The organism is Virgisporangium aliadipatigenens, assembly GCF_016863615.1.
GTDB lineage: Bacteria > Actinomycetota > Actinomycetes > Mycobacteriales > Micromonosporaceae > Virgisporangium > Virgisporangium aliadipatigenens.
The window spans coordinates 69,665-88,541 of sequence record NZ_BOPF01000017.1 but is presented as its reverse complement, the minus strand read 5'-3'; the positions used below and the strand labels follow the sequence as shown (position 1 = coordinate 88,541).

The window sequence follows — 18,877 nt, the reverse complement described above, 5'->3', positions numbered from 1 at the left end:
CGAACGGGGGGCAGATGAGGCTCGACCGGAGAAGGTACGCGAGCCTCTACGGCCCCACGGCCGGCGACCGGATCCGGCTCGCCGACACCGACCTCCTCATCGAGATCGAACGCGACGACTGCGCCGGCGGCGACGAGGCGGTCTTCGGCGGCGGCAAGGTGATCCGCGAGTCGATGGGCCAGTCGACGGCGACCCGCGCCGAGGGCACCCCCGACCTGGTGATCACCGGCGCCGTGGTGCTGGACCACTGGGGCGTGGTCAAGTGCGACGTCGGCATCCGCGACGGCCGCATCGTCGCGCTGGGCCGGGCCGGCAACCCGGACACGATGGACGGCGTCCACCCGGACCTCGTGATCGGCCCCGGCACCGAGATCCTCGCCGGCAACGGCCGCATCCTGACCGCCGGCGCGATCGACAGCCACGTGCACTTCATCTGCCCGCAGATCCTCGAAGAGGCGATCGCGTCCGGGATCACCACGGTCATCGGCGGCGGCACCGGTCCGGCCGAGGGCACCAAGGCCACCACGGTCACGCCGAACGCCTGGCACCTGGCCCGCATGCTCGAGTCGATCGACGCCTGGCCGGTCAACGTGATGCTGCTCGGCAAGGGCAACACCGTCTCCGAGGCCTCGATGTGGGAACAGCTGCGCGGCGGCGCGGGCGGGTTCAAGCTGCACGAGGACTGGGGCACCACGCCGGCCGCGATCGACGCCTGCCTACGCGTCGCGGATGCCTCCGGCGTCCAGGTGAACATCCACACGGACACGCTGAACGAGGCCGGGTTCGTGGAGGAGACGCTGCGGGCGATCGCCGGGCGGGCCATCCACGCCTACCACACCGAGGGCGCCGGGGGCGGCCACGCGCCGGACATCATCACGGTCGCCGGCCACCCGAACGTGCTGCCCTCCAGCACCAACCCCACGCGCCCCTACACCCGCAACACGCTGGACGAACACCTCGACATGCTGATGGTGTGCCACCACCTGAACCCGTCCGTGCCGGAGGACCTGGCGTTCGCGGAGAGCCGGATCCGGCCCTCGACGATGGCGGCCGAGGACATCCTGCACGACCTGGGCGCGATCTCGATGATCGGTTCGGACTCGCAGGCGATGGGGCGGGTCGGCGAGGTCATCCTGCGCACCTGGCAGACCGCGCACGTGATGAAGGCGCGCCGCGGCGCCCTGCCGGGTGACGGCGCCGCCGACAACCTGCGGGCCCGCCGGTACGTCGCCAAGTACACGATCTGCCCGGCCGTCGCGCACGGCATCGAGAGCGAGGTCGGTTCCGTCGAACGCGGCAAGCTCGCCGACCTGGTCCTGTGGGAACCGGCGTTCTTCGGCGTGCGGCCGCACGTGGTGCTCAAGGGCGGCATGATCGCCTGGGCCGCCATGGGCGACGCGAACGCCTCCATCCCCACGCCGCAGCCGGTGCTGCCGCGGCCGATGTTCGGGGCGTACGGGCGGGTGCCGGCGGCGACCAGCGTGGCGTTCGTCGCGCCGGCCGCGATCGAGGACGGGCTGGCTTCGCGGATCGCCGTCGAGCGCAGGCTGGTGCCGGTCGCCGACGTTCGCAGCCGGGGCAAGGTCGACATGCCGGAGAACGGCTCACTGCCGCGCATCGAGGTCGCGCCGGACACGTTCACGGTGAAGATCGACGGTGAGACGGTGGAGGCCGCACCGGTCGACTCGCTGCCCATGGCCCAGCGTTACTTCCTTTTCTGATGAACGCCCGCACGTCGCTGCTGCTGCTCGCGGACTCCCGCCTGCCGGCCGGCGCGCACGCCCACTCCGGCGGCCTGGAGGCGGCCGTCGCGGCGGGCCGGGTGACCGACACGCACACGCTGCGCGGCTTCCTGGAGGGCCGCCTCGCGACGTCCGGCCTGGTCGCCGCCGCCTTCGCCGCAGCGGCCGTGACCGCCGCGACCGCTGCCGCAGCCGGCGGCGCGACGCCCGGCGGCGGTGTAGCGCTCGGTGGGCTCGACGGGCTCGATCTCGCGCTCGATGCGCGGACGCCGTCCCCGGCGCTGCGCCGCGCCTCCCGGGCCCAGGGGCGGGCGCTGATGCGCGCCGGGCGAGCCATGTGGACGCTCGCACCGTGCCCCGCCGCGCCGCACCAGCCCGTGGCGCTCGGCGTCGTCGCGGCGGCGGCCCGGCTGGACGCCGGGGACGCGGCGTTCGTGGCGGCGTACCAGTCCGTCACCGGGCCGGCGAGCGCGGCGGTGCGGCTGCTCGGGCTCGACCCCTACGCGGTGCAGGGTGTGCTGGCCCGCCTCGCCGGCGACTGCGACGACACCGCCGCACGCGCCACCGCGCGCGCCGCCGCCGGCGACCTGCCCGCCGCGAGCGCACCGTTGCTGGACATCACGGCCGAGGTTCACGCCACCTGGGAGGTACGGCTCTTTGCAAGCTGAACAGCACACCCATCCCCACCCGCACGGCGACCCGCACGCCCCGCTCGACGGCGGGCGGCGCGCGCTGCGGATCGGCGTCGGCGGGCCGGTCGGCTCGGGCAAGACGGCCCTCGTCGCGGCGCTGTGCCGCATCCTGGCCGGCGACCTGAACCTCGCCGTCGTCACGAACGACATCTACACCACGGAGGACGCCGACTTCCTGCTGCGCAACGGCGTTCTGCCGGCGGAGCGGATCGTCGCCGTCGAGACCGGCTGCTGCCCGCACACCGCCATCCGCGACGACATCGCCGCCAACCTCGACGCCGTCGAGGACCTCGAACACCGGCTCGGGCCGCTGGACCTCGTCCTCGTGGAGAGCGGCGGCGACAACCTGACGGCGACGTTCAGCCGGGGGCTGGTGGACCGGCAGATCTTCGTCGTCGACGTGGCCGGCGGCGACAAGGTGCCGCGCAAGGGCGGCCCGGGGGTCACCTCGGCCGACCTGCTCGTCATCAACAAGACGGACCTGGCGCCGCTGGTCGGGGCCGACCTCGGCGTGATGGCCCGCGACGCGGGTGCGCGCCGGGGCGACCTGCCGACGGTGTTCCTGTCCCTGGTCGACGACCCCACGGCCGCGCCCGTCGCCGAGTGGGTCCGCGCGGGAGTGGCCGCCCGCGCCGCCGGTGCGTGAGCGGAAGGAAAGCCGCCGTGGTCGCGGGCGTGTGAGCGCGGGCCTGGCGGCCGGGTCCGCGGCGCGCGGGCGTGCCGGGGCTGAGCGTGTGCTTCTGCGGGCCGGTATCCGGGTGGGCGTGCGGGTGGCTCGACGGCGTGCGCCGGACCTGGCGGACCGCATCGCGGGCACGGTGCGTCGGGCCGGCGCGGGGCGGGTGGCCTGAGTGCGGGCGCACGCGCTGATCGTGGCCGAGGCCGACCCGGCCGGCCGTACCCGCCTGGTGGACGTGCGCGGGGAGGTGCCGCTGCTGCCCCGCCGGACCGGCAGCCGCGCCGACGGTGGCGCCGTGGTGCACCTCGTCGGTGGGGCGGCCGGGCCGCTGGGTGGGGACGAGTTGACGTTCCACCTGGAGGTCGGAGAGGGGGCGAGCCTGGAGGTGCGGTCGGTCGCCGCGACGATCGTCTACCCGGGCAACGGCACGTCGCGCCTCGCCGTCACCGCGAACGTCGCCACCGGCGGCACCCTGCACTGGCTCCCCGAGCCGCTCATCGCGACGGCCGGCTGCGTCCACATTGGAACGTCCACAGTGGACATCGCCGACGGCGGGCGGGTGCGGTGGCGCGACGAACTCGTCTGCGGCCGTCACGGCGAGGATCCCGGCGACGCGCGCCTCGGCCTGTCCGTGCGCTACGGCGGGAAACCGTTGCTGGAACACGAGTTCGCGGTGGGGCCGTCGGCACCGGGCTGGTCCGCGGCGGCGGTGCTCGGCGGGGCCGGCGCGATCGGCTCGCTGCTGGAGGTCGACCCCGACCTGAAACCCGAGGACCCGCGGGTGCTCGGCCCGGCGTCCGCCGTGCTGCCGCTCGCCGGGCCGGGCCGGCTCACGCTGTCACTCCTCCAGCAGGCCTAGGTCCGTCGGGGAGAGCGTGCCGGTGACGAGGAGTTCCCGGATCAGATTGTGGTTGAGAGCGTTGCCGACGGGTGGTGGGATCTCCTCCTCCATCAGCCGTGGAACGGTGGGACTGAGCCGCTTGCGCACGTTCGTGACGATGTGCGCGGCCCGCCGCCAGGTCCACTGTTCGCCGGGGCGCAGCCGGCTCAGTTCCTCGGCCACCTGCGCCCAGGTCAGCGGCTGCGGGGCCGGTTCGTTGCCGAGATAGCGGCGGCTCAGGCAGGCGAGCACGAGGCGTTCGTGGTGTTCCAGGTGCCAGGCGGTGCCGCGTGCGGTGTCCGCATCGTATCCGTCGACCGGCTCGGCGGGGCGGCTGCCCAGGGCGACGCGGGTCTCCAGGAGGTGCTCCTGGCGCGGGCCGACGACGAAGAGCGCCGTGTGCGTCGATGCCAGTTCGGCCCGGTCGCCGCCGAGCAGCAGCCGGCCGTCGGGGAACCGGATCGGCAGCCGGCCCAGGTTCGTCAGCACCCAGCGGTCCCGCCCGCGCGCGATGCGGCCGTGCCGGCGGCTCACGTGCGGATCGGTGGCTCCCACGCAGACGTGCACGTCGGGGACGTTCCGGCCGAAGATCACCTCGAACCCGGCGTCCGGCGCCACCCGGATCCCGCCCGCGCTGCCCATGACGAACAGCGTGCCCGGCTCCGCCGCCGGCAGCCCACGCCCCGGCGACCCGAACTCCGCCGGCAGCAGCCGCACCTTCGACTCACGTGGTGCCATCGCCGTCCACCTCCGCCACACCGCCGTCGGACGCCCGACCGCCGCCCGTCCCGAACGTCGCGCCGTCGAACGGCACGCGGATCGCATCGTGTCCACTTCGGACGGTGCCGGCCGCCGGTGCGCCACCACCGAGGAGGAGCGGACCGCCGGCGGCGGCGAGGAGCAGGCGCCTGCGGCTGAACCGGGGCGGGGTGCCGGGGTCATCCGGACCGGCGGCGGCGCCATCGGGCACGCGCGCGTCGGGGTTTTCCGGGGCGGTTGCCGCCTGCCCCGGTACCCGGGCATCGGGCGCCGCGTCCCACACGACACCGGCGCCACCCGACCCGCCTGCCGCAGCGTCCGAGGGTGCACCGGTGCCGACGGCGTCACGGCCTACCGGTGGCTCCCCTCGCGGCGGCGGGTCGACGGCCTCGGCCGCCGCCCGCTCGATGCCGGCGATCACGGCCGGCGCCAGCCACGCCGTCCCCGCCGCGGCGGCCCCGATCCCCGCGTCATCGACCACGACGGATGCGGCCGGCGCGGCGAAGGGGACCGTCGGGGCGCCGCTCGTCCCGTGCCCACCGGACTTGACCCGATCGGCGAGACCCGGCACCGCCCCACCCCCACGACCACCACCGCCACCCGGACCGGCCGGCCGGCCACCGCCACGACCGCCGCCGGCGCCACCCGGGCCGGCAGGCCGGCCACCGCCCGGAAATCGTCCACTGTGGACAGTCCTCGGAGCGGCCGCGGCTCCCGACGCCGCACGCCGCACCACGTCCCCGATGCCCGGCCGACGCGCCGGTTCCCGGGACAGGCACTGTGCGAGCAGCTCCCGCAGGTGCGCGTCGCCGACCCCGGCCGTCCCGTCGACCCGCGTCCCCGCGCAGGCGTACACCAGCGTCGCCCCGTACCCGTACACGTCGCCGGCCGGCCCGACGATGCCGCCGAGTGCCTGTTCCGGCGCCATGAAGCCCGGTGCCCCGGCCGGCACCGCGGCGGCGTCCGGGCCCAGCCGGGCGAGGCCGAAGTCGACCAGCCGCGGACCGTCGGCGGTGAGCAGGACGTTCGCCGGGTTGACGTCGCCGTGCACCACTCCGGCGGCGTGCACGGAGGCCAGCGCCTCGGCCAGTCCCACGGCCAGCGGCCGCGCCGATCCGGGCGGCAGTGGGCCGCCGAGGCGCACCGCCTCCCGCAGCGACACGGCGGCGAGGTATTCCGTCGCGAGCCACGGCCGTTCGTCGTCGGGGTCGGCCGCCAGCACCGCCGGGCTGTACGGTCCGCCGGCGGCCCGGGCGGCGGCGACCTCCGCGCGGAACCGTTCGCGCAGCGGCGGATCGGTGGCGAACTCGGCGTGCAGCACCTTCACCGCCGCCGGCCGTCCCGACGGCGAACGTCCGAAGTAGACGGTCGCCATCCCGCCGGCCCCGATTCGGGCAAGGATGCGGAACCGGCCGACGGTGCGCGGGTCGCCCGCCTCAGCCGGCCGCACCGGCGCTCCCGTCCCACCCGGCCGCCCCGCCGACGGCCCGCACGCCGGCTGCCCCCGCACCAGCGACCGAACCGACGCCGGACCACGAGCCGACGTCCGACCCGATACCGGACCACGAGCCCGCGCCCGTGAGCCACGCGGCGGCCGCTCCGACGGCACCGGCCGCGCCCGCGGCTCCCGCGCCGATCAGCGCCCGCCGGGACATCCGCCGCCCACCGTCCACGGTGGAGGCCACCGACGGCGCAACGGTCACCGCGTCCACCGCCACGGCACCACCCATATCGAAGACACCACGTCCGCCACCCCCGCGCCCGTCAGCACCACCGAGGCCGCCCCCACGCAGGACACCCCACGCGGACACCCCGTCGAGCACCTCGCGCGCCGACGGCCGCCGCCCCGGCACCGGCGCCACGCACGCCCCGACCAACCCGCGCACGAACACGTCGTCCACCCCCGACAGGTCGACCTCTCCCCGCGCCGCGCGCACCAGCTTCGACGCGGCGTCCCCGGTCCCGAACGGTTCCCGCCCGGTGGCCGCGAACGCCACCAGCGCCCCGAGCGCGAACAGATCCGACGCCGCCGACGCCCCGGCAGCGGTGAGCTGTTCGGGTGCCATGAATCCGGGCGTTCCCACGAATGTCCCGTGGTGGGTGATGGCGGTGACGTCCGCGGCGCGCGCGATCCCGAAGTCGATGACCCGTGGCCCGTCGGCGGTGAGGATCACGTTGGCGGGCTTGAGATCGCGGTGCACGACGCCCACCCGGTGGATATCGGCGAGCGCCTCCGCGAGGCCGGCCGCGAGCGCGCGGACCGCGGCCGGCGCGAGCGCCCCGCGTGCGGCCACGGCGCGCCGCAGCGTCGGCCCGGGCAGGAACGCGGTCGCCAGCCACGGCGCCGGCGCGTCCGCGTCGACGGCGAGCACCGCCGCGGTGAAGGCTCCCGTCACCGCCTTCGCGAGCACGGCTTCGCGCCGGAACCGCGCCCGGTACTCGGCGTCGCGGGCGAACCGCTCCCGCACGACCTTCACGGCGACCGGCCGCCCGCCGGGCGTGTGTCCGAGGTGGACCACGCCCATGCCGCCCTCACCGAGCCGGCCCACGATCCGGTGGTCGCCGATCCGGGTGGGATCGCCGGGGCGCGGCGGCAGCACGATGGACACCCGTCGAGTGTCCCTTCGCCGCGACCCCGCACGCGCGCGTCGTCCTGTTCCTGCCGAGCCTGCCGGAGGGTCCCGGGGACGGGTCCCGGGCGTGCGGAAGCACACTGGCGGCGCCGTTCCCGTGCAGGAGGGACCACTGTGGACAGTCGTGCCCGCGCGATCGTGGCGACGGCGGTCGCCGTGCTGTCGCTCGCCGCTTGTGCCCGGCCCGCGGACCGGAGCGTGGCCAGGGAGCTGCCGACCCCGACCCCGAGCCGCAGTTCAAGCCCGAGTCCGAGTCCGTCCCCCGCCCGTCCGACGGATGCCCCGGCGGCCGACGGCTCCGACCTCTCGGCCTGTTTCGACGGAACGTGCGAGGTCGAGGTAAAGACCGGTGACGTGATCCGCTTCGGCGAGCGCATCCGCGCCACCCCACCGGTCGACCGGATCCAGATCGTCAGCGTGGCACCGGGCAACACGGGGTTCCTGCTGCCCGGCGGCACGATCGCCTACGGCACGAACATCACGGTCAACGACGCGCTGCACATCGAGGTGATCCGCGCCGACGGCCGCCGCGCGGTCATCCGCTTCTCCCCCGCGTCCTGAGCGGGCGGCCTACACCGCGAGCAACGCGTGCACCGGCTCGTCGCCGAGTTCCTCGTGAGGACCGGCCCGGACCACCTCGCACGTCCGCCGGGGGCGCGACCGCTGCCTCCCGGGCCGCACCACTGGACCCTCCGGGTCTACGCTCCCGCGCCCGCGTGCGGTCACGCTCGCCTCCGGCGGCCGGATCACACCGTCCGGCCGCCGTGCGCCGGCGTCAGCCGAGCGTGGGGTGCAGGTCCTCGGCCGGGGGCACCCAGGTCGCGGGATCCGCGGGGGCCTGGTCGCCGGAGCGGATGTCCTTCACCTCGCCGGCACCGGCTTCCTCGCCGGGGAACCACACGAACGGGATGCCCCGCCGGTCGGCGTAGCGGATCTGCTTGCCGTACTTGGCGGCCGTCGGCGCCACCTCCACCGGGATCCCCCGCGCGCGCAGGGCCACGGCGATCCGGTCGCACTCGCGCCGGCGTGCCTCGTCGGGCAGCGCCACGAGCACGCACGTCGGCACCGGCCGCGACGCGGACAGCGCGCCCGAGCCGAACAGCAGCCCGAGGATGCGCGACACCCCGATCGAGATGCCCACGCCCGGGAAGCGATCGGTGCCGGTGCTGGCGAGGTTGTCGTAACGCCCGCCCGCGCACACGGCTCCCGACTTCTCGAACCCGCGCATCTTCCCCTCGTACACCGTGCCGGTGTAGTAGTCGAGCCCCCGCGCGATGCTCAGGTCCGCCACCAGCAGCCCGGGCGCCAGCTCCGACGCCGCACTCAGCACGGTCGCCAGCTCCGCCAGCCCCTCGTCGAGCAGCGGGTCGGAGACGCCGAGCGCGGCGACCCGTTCGACGAAGGAGGCATCCGGGGTGACCACCTCGGCGAGCGACAGGCACGCCTTGGCCTGACCGTCGGAGAGCCCCTCCGCGACGAGCGCGGCGACCACCTTGTCCGGCCCGATCTTGTCGAGCTTGTCGACGATCCGCAGGACGGCGGCGGGATCCTCGACGCCCAGCCCCCGGTAGAACCCCTGCGCCAGCTTCCGGTTGCTGGTGTGGATCACCACCGGCGGGATCGGCAGCCCGGCGAGGGCCTCGGCCGCCACCAGGGGCAGCTCGTAGTCGTAGTGCAGGCCGACCTCGTCGCGGTCGACGATGTCGATGTCCGCCTGGCGGAACTCCCGGTACCGCCCCGCCTGCGGGCTCTCGCCGCGCCACACCTTCTGGATCTGGTAGCGGCGGAACGGGAACTGCAGCTTGCCGGCGTGTTCCAGCACGTAGCGGGCGAACGGCACGGTCAGGTCGAAGTGCAGCCCGAGCTGCTCGTCGGAGGTGTCCTCCGGCGTGGCCTGCAGCCGGCGCAGCACGTACACCTCCTTGGAGGTCTCGCCCTTGCGCAGCAGCTGGTCGAGCGGCTCGACGGCGCGGGTCTCGACCGGCGCGAACCCGTGCAGCTCGAAGACGGAACGGAGGCGTTCGACGAAGCGCTGTTCGACGATCTGCTGTCCGGGCAGCCATTCGGGGAAGCCGGACAGTGGAGTGGGACGGGTCATGGAAAGGTCTACCAGCCTCTGGTGGGGGCCGCCGGTCCGTCTTGGACCTCGCGCAGGAACGGGTTGCTCGCGCGTTCACGGCCGATGGTGGTCGCGGGGCCGTGGCCGGGCAGGACGACGGTCTCGTCGGCCAGCGGCAGGATCTTGTCCCGCAGGCTGGTCCGCATCTGACCCATGTCGCCGCCCGGCAGGTCGGTGCGCCCGATGGATCCCTGGAAGAGCACGTCGCCGCTGATGCACAGCGGTGCGTCGTCGCCGGGGAGCCGGAACAGCACCGACCCGCCGGTATGGCCCGGCGCGTGGTCGACCGTGATCTCCAACCCGGCGATCTCCAGGGTCGACCCGTCGGCGAGCGGTTTCACGTCGCTCGGCTCCGCCCAGGTGAACCTGCCGCCGAAAAGTTCACGGAGGTCCATCGAGAGTCCCTTGGCGGGGTCCGCCAGCATGAAGTCGTCCGCCGGGTGCAGATAGGCCGGGATGTCCCGCGCCTCGCACACCGGCGTCACCGAGAACGTGTGGTCCAGGTGCCCGTGCGTCAGCAGCACCGCCACGGGGTGCAGCCGATGCTCCTTCAGCAGGTCGTCGAGGCGTTCGGTCACGCCGATACCGGGATCGACGACCACGCATTGCTCCCCCGGCGCGGTGGCGACGGCATAGCAGTTGGTGCCGAACGCGTCAGCGGGGAAACCGGCGACGAACACTGGGAAACCTCTCAGCAAAGCGGGCAGTGGACCTGTCACAGAGTATCTGTAGCCAAACCGGGACCGGTCGCGCACACGCCTCGAAGTCCGGGACCGTACACTCGCCGGGGCGTGTCCTAGGTGGGCCGCGCCGCAGTACACGATGGGTAAGACATCGGAAGGGGTTAGCACCGTGGCCCGCACCAAGGACCGCCAGCGCGCGTTGGCACGCGCCAAGCTCGAGCGGCAGATCGCTCGCCGTGCCGCCGCGGCCCGCCGCAAGCGCCAGATCCAGGCCGGTACGGCCGCTGGCATCGCGTTGGTCCTGGTGGTGCTCGGCGGCCTGTGGATCGGCGGCGTGTTCGAGCCGGACAAGGTCGACCCCCTGGCGCAGAAGTGCGCGTGGACCACGGAGGCCGCCGAGGGATCGAAGGACGTCGGTCGGCCGCCGACGGAGAAGATCCTCGAAAACGGCTTCCAGACGATGAAGCTCACGACGAACAAGGGCGAACTCGAGGCCCTGATCGACGTGTCGAAGGTGCCGTGCACCGCGGCGAGCTTCACGTTCCTGGCGGGCAAGGACTACTTCAAGGACACCAAGTGCCACCGGCTCACCACCGAGGGCATCTTCGTCCTGCAGTGCGGCGACCCGGCGGCCAACGGCAAGGGCGGCCCCGGCTACAAGTTCGCCGACGAGAACCTGCCGACCCCCGCCGCGAGCACCCCGGCCACCGACCCCAGCGCCAGCGCCAGCGCCGCCCCGCCGGCCGGCAAGGTGGTCTACAAGGCCGGCACGATCGCCATGGCCAACTCGGGTGCCGACACCAACGGCAGCCAGTTCTTCATCGTGTACCAGGACTCGACGATGGACCCCAACTACGCGGTCCTCGGCACGGTCACCAAGGGCCTGGACGTGGTGCAGACCCTCGCCAAGGCGGGCACTGCCGAGGGCAACACCGACGGCGCCCCCAAGGAGGAGGTCGTCATCCAGTCGTTGACGATGAGTGCCGGCGAGCCCGCCCCGAGCGCCTCCGCCTCGACGGCACCGTCGGCGAGCAGCGCCCCGAGCGCCAGCACCTCCTGACCCCCCACAAGACCGCAAAGACCAGGGAGAACGGACCGTGACGTCAAACCGCGACCGCGCGCGTGCCTCAGCTCGGGCCAGGCTCGAACGCGACATGGCGCTGCGCGCCGAGCGGGCCGCCAAGCGCCGCCGCACGCAGACCATCGTGGCCAGCGTGGCGGCCGGTGCCGTCCTCGTCGGTGCCATCGTGTGGGTGGCCATCGCCACCTCCGACGGCAACGACAAGCCGAGCGCGAGCCCGAGCGGCGACCCGTCCGCCTCGTCGACGCCGACCACGTGCACGTACCGCGGCGTCAACGACCCGGAGCCGGGCGCGTCCACCCCGTCCTCCCCGGCGCCGCTGCCCTCCGGTGCCAAGGAGGTCGGCAAGCCGAGCGCCGACGTGCCGCGCACCGGCAAGCAGGTCATGACGATCACCACCAACCAGGGCGTCATCAAGGTCGAGATGGACCTGACCAAGGTGCCCTGCACGGCGGGCAGCTTCGCGTACCTGGCGGAGAAGAAGTTCTTCGACAACACCAAGTGCCACCGCCTGGTGCCGGCCATCGGCGCCCTGCAGTGCGGCGACCCGCAGGGCGACGGCACCGGCGGCCCGACGTACCGGTTCGACGACGAGAACCTGCCGACCAACCGCCGCCCGGCCTACTCCGAGGGCCTGGTCGCGATGGCCAACGCCGGCGCCAACACCAACGGCAGCCAGTTCTTCTTCGTGTACAAGGACAACGCGCTGCAGCCGCAGTACACGGTGATCGGCAAGGTCACGGCCGGGCTGGACGTGGTGAAGAAGATCGCCGAGGCCGGCGACGACGGCAAGTACGAGCCCGAGCCGGGCGGCGGCATGCCCAAGCTGGAGACCATCATCCAGACCGTGACGGTCGAGAAGGTCGCCTAGCTCCCACGCGACGTCGCAGAGAAGTGGTCCGGGACCCCTGTCCCGGGCCACTTTCGTATGGAACGACGGGGAACGCCTCACAAGCCGGAGCCAGGTCGCGCCGCGACCGACGCACGGGGGAGGGTCGATGGCGCCGTCGGCACAGGAACTGCTCGCGTCACTCTGCACGGATCTGCGGCAGCTGCGGGCCCAGGCGGGCGGGCCGAGCCTGCGGGTGATGGCGGGCCGCCTGGGACTCGGCAAGAGCCAGCTCAGCGCGATCCTCAACGGGCAGATCCGCCGGCCGCCGGACTGGCAGGTCGTCGCCGGGCTGGTCGAGTGCATCCGCGAGCACGCCGTCGACAACAGCCGCACCGAACGCCTCTCACTGCGCACCGGCCTGGCCGAACACTGGCGGCCCCGGTTCACGGTGCTCGAGTACGCGTTCAGCGCGCCGGCCACGGGACCGACGGTTGGCGAGCCGCACCGAACGGGGCCGGTGCCCGCGCAACTGCCCGTCGCGACGGCCGGCTTCGTGGGCCGTTCCGCCGAGCTGAACGCCCTTGACGCCGCGCTCGCCGGCGCCGACGACCTGCGGCCGGGCTACCCCATCGTCGCGCTCACCGGCACCGCCGGGGTCGGCAAGACAGCGCTCGCCGTGCACTGGGCGCACCGGGCCGCCGTGCGGTTCCCCGACGGGCAGCTCCACCTCGACCTGCGCGGGCACGCCCCCGGCGGGCAGCCGGTGGAGCCGCACGCGGCGCTCGGCTTCTTCCTCGCGGCGCTGGGTGTGCCGGCGGCGGACGTTCCCTCGTGCCCGGCCGGTCGCACCGCCCGCTTCCGCAGCCTGATCGCGGGTCGGCGGGTGCTCCTCGTGCTGGACAACGCCCGCGACGCCGAACAGGTGCGTCCGCTGCTGCCGGGCGCCCCGGGGTGCATGGTCGTCATCACCGCCCGCTGCCGGCTCACCCCGCTGACGGTCACCGAGGGCGCCCGGACGATGACGCTCGACCCGCTCACCGCCGACGAGGCGTGGGAACTGCTGGAGCACCGGCTCGGCCGGCCACGGACCACGGCGGATCGGGCGGCCACCGAGGCCGTCATCGACGGCTGCGCACGGCTGCCGGCCGCACTCGCCATCGCCGCCGGTCGGGCCGCCGGCGCACCCGTCCGTTCGCTGCGCGCGCTGGCCGAGGAACTGCGCGCCGTGGACACCCGCCTCGACGTCCTGCGGGTCGCCGACGGTGGGCCGTTCGCCGACATGCGCGCCGTGCTGTCCTGGTCCTACCGGACGCTGTCGTCGGAGGCGGCGCGGCTGCTGCGGCTCATCGCCTGCCGGCCCGAACCGGACCTAGACGCCGCCACCGCGGCCTACCACGCGGAGCTGCCGCCGGACCGGATCCGGCCGTTGCTCGCGGAGTTGCTCAACGCCAACCTGCTGGTCGAACGGCCGCCGGGCCGCTACACATGCCACGACCTGCTGCGTTCCTACGCCGCCGGCCCGGTGCGCACGGCCGGCCCGGCGTTCGACGACTTCCTGGTGCGCGACACCGGCCGGTACCTGGTGGGGTACCGACCGGTGAGCGGCGACGCCTCAGCCCGTCAGGCGGTCTGGGGTAGGTAGTTCCACAGCTGGCCGTCCTCGAACGGCTTGCAATCGAGCATCTGCACCGGCACGTTGTTGCCCGGGTTCCGGTCCACGATGTCGATGCAGAACGGCCGGTTCGCCCAGCGGAGCAGGACGTTCGCGCCGAACGGGTCCTCGATCCACTGCGCCGCGATGTCGCAGCTGAACGTCTGGAGCCGGGTCCCGAACGTGACCTCGCCGTCGCTGTTCGCCGCGATGTCCAGGCAACGGCCGCTGTGCTTGTTCATGAACCGCTTCGAGGTGCCGTTGTTGTCGATGACCGTCCAGAACTGCCACGGGTCCCCGCTCCGGCAGGTGAACATGACGATCGGCACGTGGTTCCCGGTCCCGCTGCCCTTCGGGACCATGCACTTGTTGTTCATCTTCGACCGGATCATGAAGAACCCGGTCGAGGGCGCGGCCTCCGCCGGAGCGGCCAGTCCGAGCGACGCGACGAACACCGCCGCGGCCATGACCCGAAGGGCGATCGTGAGCCTGTTACGCATCCCGTCTCCTCTGATGTGTGTGGAGGGATGCGATGAACCTGCCAGCGCGCTCACCCGCACCGGCCGAACTCCGTACACCGGCGCGCACGCCGGCTGTCGCCGCAGCTCACCGCGGCCCCGTCCGGCCTGTCCACAGGACGGGACCGGACACGCTCACGCGCCGGACGTCACCCGGTAGGCGTCGTAGACACCGTCCACCTTGCGGACGGCGCCGAGCAGATGCTTCAGGTGCTGCGGGTCGGCCATCTCGAAGCTGAACCGGCTCACCGCCACCCGGTCGCGGGTCGTGGTCACCGTCGCCGAGAGGATGTTGACCCGTTCCTCGCTCAACACCCGCGTCACGTCGGCCAGCAGCCGGTTGCGGTCCAGCGCCTCCACCTGGATGGAGACCAGGAACGTCGAGGCGCTCGTCGGCTTCCACTGCACCTCGAGCAGCCGGTCCGGCTGGGCCTTGAGGTCGGCGGCGTTGGCGCAGGTGTCCCGGTGCACGCTGACCCCGCCGGAACGGGTGATGAAGCCGAAGATCGCGTCGTTGGGCACGGGTGTGCAGCAGCGCGCGAGCTTGATGTAGATGTCGTCGTCGCCGTTGACCACCACGCCCGGGTCCTGCGCGGAGGTGCGCACCCGCGGCGGCTTGGTCGGGATGGCCGTCTCGGCGATGTCCTCGACCGCGCCCTCTTCCCCGCCGTAGCCGGCGACGAGGCGCTGCACGACGGACTGCGCGGAGACCTGGCTCTCGCCCACGGCGGCGTACAGGGCCGCCACGTCGGCGAGGTGCAGGTCCCGCGCGATGGCCAGCAGGGCGTCGGAGGTGAGCAGCCGCTGCATCGGCAGGCCCTGCTTGCGCATGGCCTTGAGCAGCGCGTCCTTGCCCTCCTCGATGGCCTCCTCGCGGCGTTCCTTGTTGAAGTGCTGGCGGATCTTGGTGCGCGCCCGGGGGCTCTTGACGAACCCGAGCCAGTCCTGCGTCGGGCCGGCCGTCTCCGACTTGGACGTGAAGATCTCGATCACGTCGCCGTTGGACAGCGTCGACTCCAGCGGCACCAATTTGCCGTTGACCTTGGCGCCGATGCACTTGTGCCCGACCTCGGTGTGCACCGCGTACGCGAAGTCCACCGGCGTCGACCCGGCCGGGAGCGCGATCACGTCGCCCTTCGGCGTGAAGACGTACACCTCCTGGCTGGACAGGTCGAAGCGGAGCGCGTCGAGGAACTCGCTCGGGTCGGCCGCCTCGCGCTGCCAGTCCAGGAGCTGCCGCAGCCACGTCATCTCGTCGATGTGCGCCGGCGGGCCGGCGATCGTGGCGTTCTTGGTCTCCTTGTAGCGCCAGTGCGCCGCGATGCCGTACTCCGCCGTGCGGTGCATCGCGTACGAACGGATCTGCAGCTCGATCGGCTTACCCGTCGGCCCGATCACGGTCGTGTGCAGCGACTGGTACATGTTGAACTTCGGCATCGCGATGTAATCCTTGAACCGGCCCGGGACCGGCTGCCAGTTGGCGTGGATGACACCGAGGGCCGCGTAGCAGTCCCGCACACTGTCGACCAGGATCCGCACCCCGACCAGGTCGTAGATGTCGGCGAACTCCCGCCCGCGCACGATCATCTTCTGGTACACGGAGTACAGGTGCTTCGGCCGGCCGGACACCTCCGCCTTGATCTTGGCGGTGCGCAGGTCGTTGCCGACCTTCTGGGTGACCTGCCGCAACAGCGCCTCCCGCTGCGGCGCGTGCTCGTTGATCAGGCGATGGATCTCCTCGAACCGCTTCGGGAAGAGCGTCCCGAACGCCAGGTCCTCCAGCTCCCACTTGATCGTGTTCATACCGAGCCGGTGGGCCAGCGGGGCGAGGATCTCCAGCGTCTCCTTCGCCTTCTGCTCCTGCTTCTCCCGCGGCAGGAACGTCAGCGTGCGCATGTTGTGCAGCCGGTCGGCCAGCTTGATGACCAGCACCCGCGGGTCCTTGGCCATCGCGACGACCATCTTGCGGATCGTCTCGGCCTTGGCCGCGTCGCCGAGCTTGACCTTGTCCAGCTTCGTCACGCCGTCGACCAGCAGCGCCACCTCGCCGCCGAACTCCGCGCGCATCTCGTCCAGCGGGTACTCGCAGTCCTCGACGGTGTCGTGCAGCAGCGCCGCCACCAGGGTCGTCGAGTCCATGCCCAGGTTGGCCAGGATGGTGGCCACCGCGAGCGGGTGCGTGATGTACGGGTCGCCGGAGCGCCGGTACTGCCCGTGGTGCAGCTCGTTGGCCTTGTCGTAGGCCTTCTGCAACAGCCGCAGGTCCGCCTTCGGATGCGACTTGCGGTGCACCGAGATCAGCGGCTCCAGCACCGAACTGACCTGCGAGGACTGCCACGGCGCGTTGAACCGGGCGAGCCGCGCCCGCACCCGGCGACCGGTCGGCGTGCCCAGCAGCCCGAACGCGCTGGACGGCGAGTCGTCCTCGGCACCGGGGACGAAGCCCTGCGGGCCGCTCGTCACGGGCCGCGGCGACGCCGGGCGCGCGGATCCGCCGTTGGCAGCCGTCGACCCACCGTTTTCGGACGCCTCCGGGAACGGCAGGACCACAGCGGCGCCGTCCCCGCTTTCGTCAACCCCGGTGGATGTCCCGGCCGGCCGGACCGAACCCTCCGCCGGAGGCGCGACTTCGCCGGACACCGAGCGCTCCTCCTCGACCACGCAAACCCCGCCTCCACACCCTTCCGGGTGCCGTGTTCGCAAGCGGACCGGTCCCGCCGAGCCGCGCGCCCATCGTACCCGCACCCCACGGGCCAGATGCCACGTCGACGACGAGGCCTGGCCGGTTGGCCTACACCTTCAGAAGCGCGTGTACCTGGCGATTCGACAGCCGCTGTCGCGCGTTGAGGAATTCGAGTTCCAGGAGAACACTGAACCCCGCGATGGAACCGCCGGCCCGTTCGATCAGGCCCAGCGTCGCCTCGGCGGTCCCGCCCGTCGCGAGCACGTCGTCCACCACCAGCACACGCTGCCCCGCAGTGAACGCGTCCGCGTGCACCTCGATCGACGCCTCGCCGTACTCCAGCGCATAGGTCGCCGACAGCGTAGCGCGCGGCAGCTTGCCGGCCTTGCGCACCGGGATGACGCCCGTTCCCGCCGCGTAGGCGACGGCCGCCGCGATCACGAACCCGCGCGCCTCGATGCCCGCCACCACGTCGAACCCGGTCCGCCCGTGGTGCGCCACGATCCCGTCGATCACCTCGGTGAACGCCGCACCGTCGGCGAACAGCGGCATCAGGTCCTTGAAGACGATGCCCGGCTTCGGAAAGTCCGGCACGTCGAGAATCCGACTCGCGATCAGCGCGGCGAGCTTCTCCCCGCTGTCCCCTTTGGCTGCCATGACGTCCCTCCCATGCTCAAGAAGAGGCCCGGCACCATCCACACGGTGCCGGGCCCATCAGGTCCTGCTCAGCGGCGCTTGCCGCCCTGCCGCTTGCGCGGCGCGTTGCGACCACCCGGCCCCGGCCGGCCACCGGGACGCGGCGCGCCGCCCCGCGAGGAACGCGACGACGCCGCGACCGGCTCCTCGATCTCCTCGTCCTCGACCTCGTCGACCTCGTCGTCCTCGCTCTTGCTGAGGTTGGCCTTCTTCGCGGCCGCCTTGGTCGCCCGGGCGCCCTTGCGGGCCTCCTTCGGGTCGATGCCGGCCCGCCGGGCCAGCACCCGCTGCGTGTGCAGCTTGTACCGGGAGTCCAGCAGCTTGAAGTCGACCAGCCACGGCGTCGCCAGGAACATCGACGAGTAGGCACCGGCCGCCAGACCGACGAACAGCACGAGCGCGAGGTCCTTGAGCGTTCCCACGCCGAGGAGACCGGCGCCGACGAACAGCAGGCCCGCGACCGGCAGCAGCGCGATCACCGAGGTGTTGATCGAACGCATGAGGGTCTGGTTGACCGCGGTGTTGGCCGCCTCCGCGTAGGTCTGGCGGCTGGAGCCGAGCAGGCCCCGGGTGTTCTCCTCGACCTTGTCGAACACGACGACCGTGTCGTAGAGCGAGAAGCCCAGGATCGTCAGCAGGCCGATGACCGTGGAGGGACTGACCTCGAAGCCGGACAGCGAGTACACACCCGCCGTCAGGATCAGGTCGTGGATCAGCGCGCCGATCGCGGCCAGCGCCATCTGCCGCTCGAAGCGCACCCACAGGTAACCGGCGACCAGCACCAGGAAGACCGCGAGGCCGAGCAGTGCCCGCTCGGTGACCTCGCTGCCCCAGGAACTGCTGACCTCGGTGGCCGTGACCTGGTTCTGCGACACCTTGGCCGTGTCGACGATCGCGTCGAGCGCCTTCTCACGCTGCTCGTCGTCGAGCTTGGGCGTGCGGATCAGGTACTTCGGGTCCTTACCGGCGGTGCCGACGGTCTGCGCGGAGACGACGGTGATGCCCTCGGACTCGACCGCCTCCCGCACCTTCTCGACCGTGGTGCCGCTCTGCACCGGCACCACGAACTGGCTGCCGCCGGCGAACTCGACGCCGAGGTGGAAGCCCTTGAAGGCCATGCTGCCGATGAGCACCAACACGATCAGCAGGGAGGCGGCGTACCACCGCTTCCGGGTGCCGATGAAGTTGATGTTCGTCTCGCCCCGGTAGAGCCGGCGAAGACCACCCAT

The 18,877-nt window shown here is 72.9% G+C and carries 17 protein-coding genes; 8 read left to right on the top strand and 9 right to left on the bottom strand.

Features of this window, described 5'->3' with window-relative positions:
• The first annotated feature begins 14 nt into the window (after positions 1-14).
• From Val02_RS23250 to Val02_RS23235, 4 genes are all read left to right on the top strand, one after another.
• A complete protein-coding gene (locus Val02_RS23250; RefSeq protein ID WP_203901284.1) occupies positions 15-1,721 on the top strand; it encodes an urease subunit alpha in 1,707 nt (568 codons plus the stop codon).
• Positions 1,721-2,410 carry an urease accessory protein UreF gene (locus tag Val02_RS23245; protein WP_203901283.1) on the top strand — a complete coding sequence of 230 codons (690 nt, stop codon included), beginning with the start codon at positions 1,721-1,723 and terminating at the stop codon, positions 2,408-2,410. Before Val02_RS23250 ends, Val02_RS23245 begins: the two co-directional genes overlap by 1 nt.
• Positions 2,400-3,080: an urease accessory protein UreG gene (ureG, locus tag Val02_RS23240; RefSeq protein ID WP_203901282.1), complete on the top strand. Its 681-nt coding sequence runs from the start codon at positions 2,400-2,402 to the stop codon at positions 3,078-3,080. The genes Val02_RS23245 and ureG overlap by 11 nt, the downstream gene beginning before the upstream one ends.
• A 205-nt stretch (positions 3,081-3,285) precedes the next feature.
• Positions 3,286-3,972, top strand: coding sequence for an urease accessory protein UreD (locus Val02_RS23235; RefSeq protein WP_203901281.1), 687 nt, complete (start codon positions 3,286-3,288; stop codon positions 3,970-3,972).
• Here the strand turns inward: Val02_RS23235 and Val02_RS23230 are convergent.
• From Val02_RS23230 to Val02_RS23220, 3 genes are read right to left on the bottom strand one after another with little or no spacing between them, the layout of a single operon-like run.
• Complete coding sequence (locus tag Val02_RS23230) at positions 3,952-4,731, bottom strand: FHA domain-containing protein (RefSeq protein ID WP_203901280.1); 780 nt, start codon at positions 4,729-4,731, stop codon at positions 3,952-3,954. The two genes, Val02_RS23235 and Val02_RS23230, sit on opposite strands and share 21 nt — an antisense overlap.
• Entirely contained in the window at positions 4,718-6,202 is a 1,485-nt protein-coding gene (locus Val02_RS23225) for a protein kinase domain-containing protein (protein WP_203901279.1), read from the bottom strand. Before Val02_RS23225 ends, Val02_RS23230 begins: the two co-directional genes overlap by 14 nt.
• Positions 6,189-7,361 (bottom strand): serine/threonine-protein kinase, encoded by a 1,173-nt coding sequence (locus tag Val02_RS23220; protein WP_203901278.1) that lies wholly within the window; start codon positions 7,359-7,361, stop codon positions 6,189-6,191. The genes Val02_RS23225 and Val02_RS23220 overlap by 14 nt, the downstream gene beginning before the upstream one ends.
• 138 nt (positions 7,362-7,499) lie before the next feature.
• Here Val02_RS23220 and Val02_RS23215 point away from each other — a divergent pair, with 138 nt between their 5' ends.
• Positions 7,500-7,946 carry a hypothetical protein gene (locus tag Val02_RS23215; RefSeq protein WP_203901277.1) on the top strand — a complete coding sequence of 149 codons (447 nt, stop codon included), beginning with the start codon at positions 7,500-7,502 and terminating at the stop codon, positions 7,944-7,946.
• A 214-nt stretch (positions 7,947-8,160) separates the two neighbouring features.
• Here the strand turns inward: Val02_RS23215 and hisS are convergent, their stop codons facing one another.
• Positions 8,161-9,483, bottom strand: coding sequence for a histidine--tRNA ligase (hisS, locus tag Val02_RS23210; RefSeq protein ID WP_203901276.1), 1,323 nt, complete (start codon positions 9,481-9,483; stop codon positions 8,161-8,163).
• A gap of 8 nt (positions 9,484-9,491) precedes the next feature.
• A complete protein-coding gene (locus Val02_RS23205) occupies positions 9,492-10,184 on the bottom strand; it encodes an MBL fold metallo-hydrolase (protein ID WP_203901275.1) in 693 nt (230 codons plus the stop codon).
• 172 nt (positions 10,185-10,356) lie between these two features.
• Between Val02_RS23205 and Val02_RS23200 the strand changes: the two genes are divergently transcribed.
• From Val02_RS23200 to Val02_RS23190, 3 genes are all read left to right on the top strand, one after another.
• Positions 10,357-11,247: a peptidylprolyl isomerase gene (locus Val02_RS23200; RefSeq protein WP_203901274.1), complete on the top strand. Its 891-nt coding sequence runs from the start codon at positions 10,357-10,359 to the stop codon at positions 11,245-11,247.
• 37 nt (positions 11,248-11,284) lie between these two features.
• Positions 11,285-12,139 carry a peptidylprolyl isomerase gene (locus Val02_RS23195; protein ID WP_239153272.1) on the top strand — a complete coding sequence of 285 codons (855 nt, stop codon included), beginning with the start codon at positions 11,285-11,287 and terminating at the stop codon, positions 12,137-12,139.
• A 127-nt stretch (positions 12,140-12,266) separates the two neighbouring features.
• On the top strand, positions 12,267-13,742 hold the full coding sequence (locus tag Val02_RS23190; protein ID WP_203901273.1) for a helix-turn-helix domain-containing protein: 1,476 nt from the start codon (positions 12,267-12,269) through the stop codon (positions 13,740-13,742).
• Here the strand turns inward: Val02_RS23190 and Val02_RS23185 are convergent.
• The 4 genes from Val02_RS23185 to secF form a co-directional block, all read right to left on the bottom strand.
• Positions 13,721-14,251, bottom strand: coding sequence for an RICIN domain-containing protein (locus Val02_RS23185; RefSeq protein WP_203901272.1), 531 nt, complete (start codon positions 14,249-14,251; stop codon positions 13,721-13,723). The two genes, Val02_RS23190 and Val02_RS23185, sit on opposite strands and share 22 nt — an antisense overlap.
• A gap of 153 nt (positions 14,252-14,404) precedes the next feature.
• The gene (locus Val02_RS23180) at positions 14,405-16,909 is read right to left on the bottom strand and encodes a RelA/SpoT family protein (protein ID WP_203901271.1); all 2,505 of its coding nucleotides are present in this window, start codon (positions 16,907-16,909) and stop codon (positions 14,405-14,407) included.
• Between the two features lie 151 nt (positions 16,910-17,060).
• The gene (locus Val02_RS23175) at positions 17,061-17,609 is read right to left on the bottom strand and encodes an adenine phosphoribosyltransferase (protein WP_203901270.1); all 549 of its coding nucleotides are present in this window, start codon (positions 17,607-17,609) and stop codon (positions 17,061-17,063) included.
• A gap of 68 nt (positions 17,610-17,677) precedes the next feature.
• Complete coding sequence (gene secF, locus Val02_RS23170; protein WP_203901269.1) at positions 17,678-18,877, bottom strand: protein translocase subunit SecF; 1,200 nt, start codon at positions 18,875-18,877, stop codon at positions 17,678-17,680.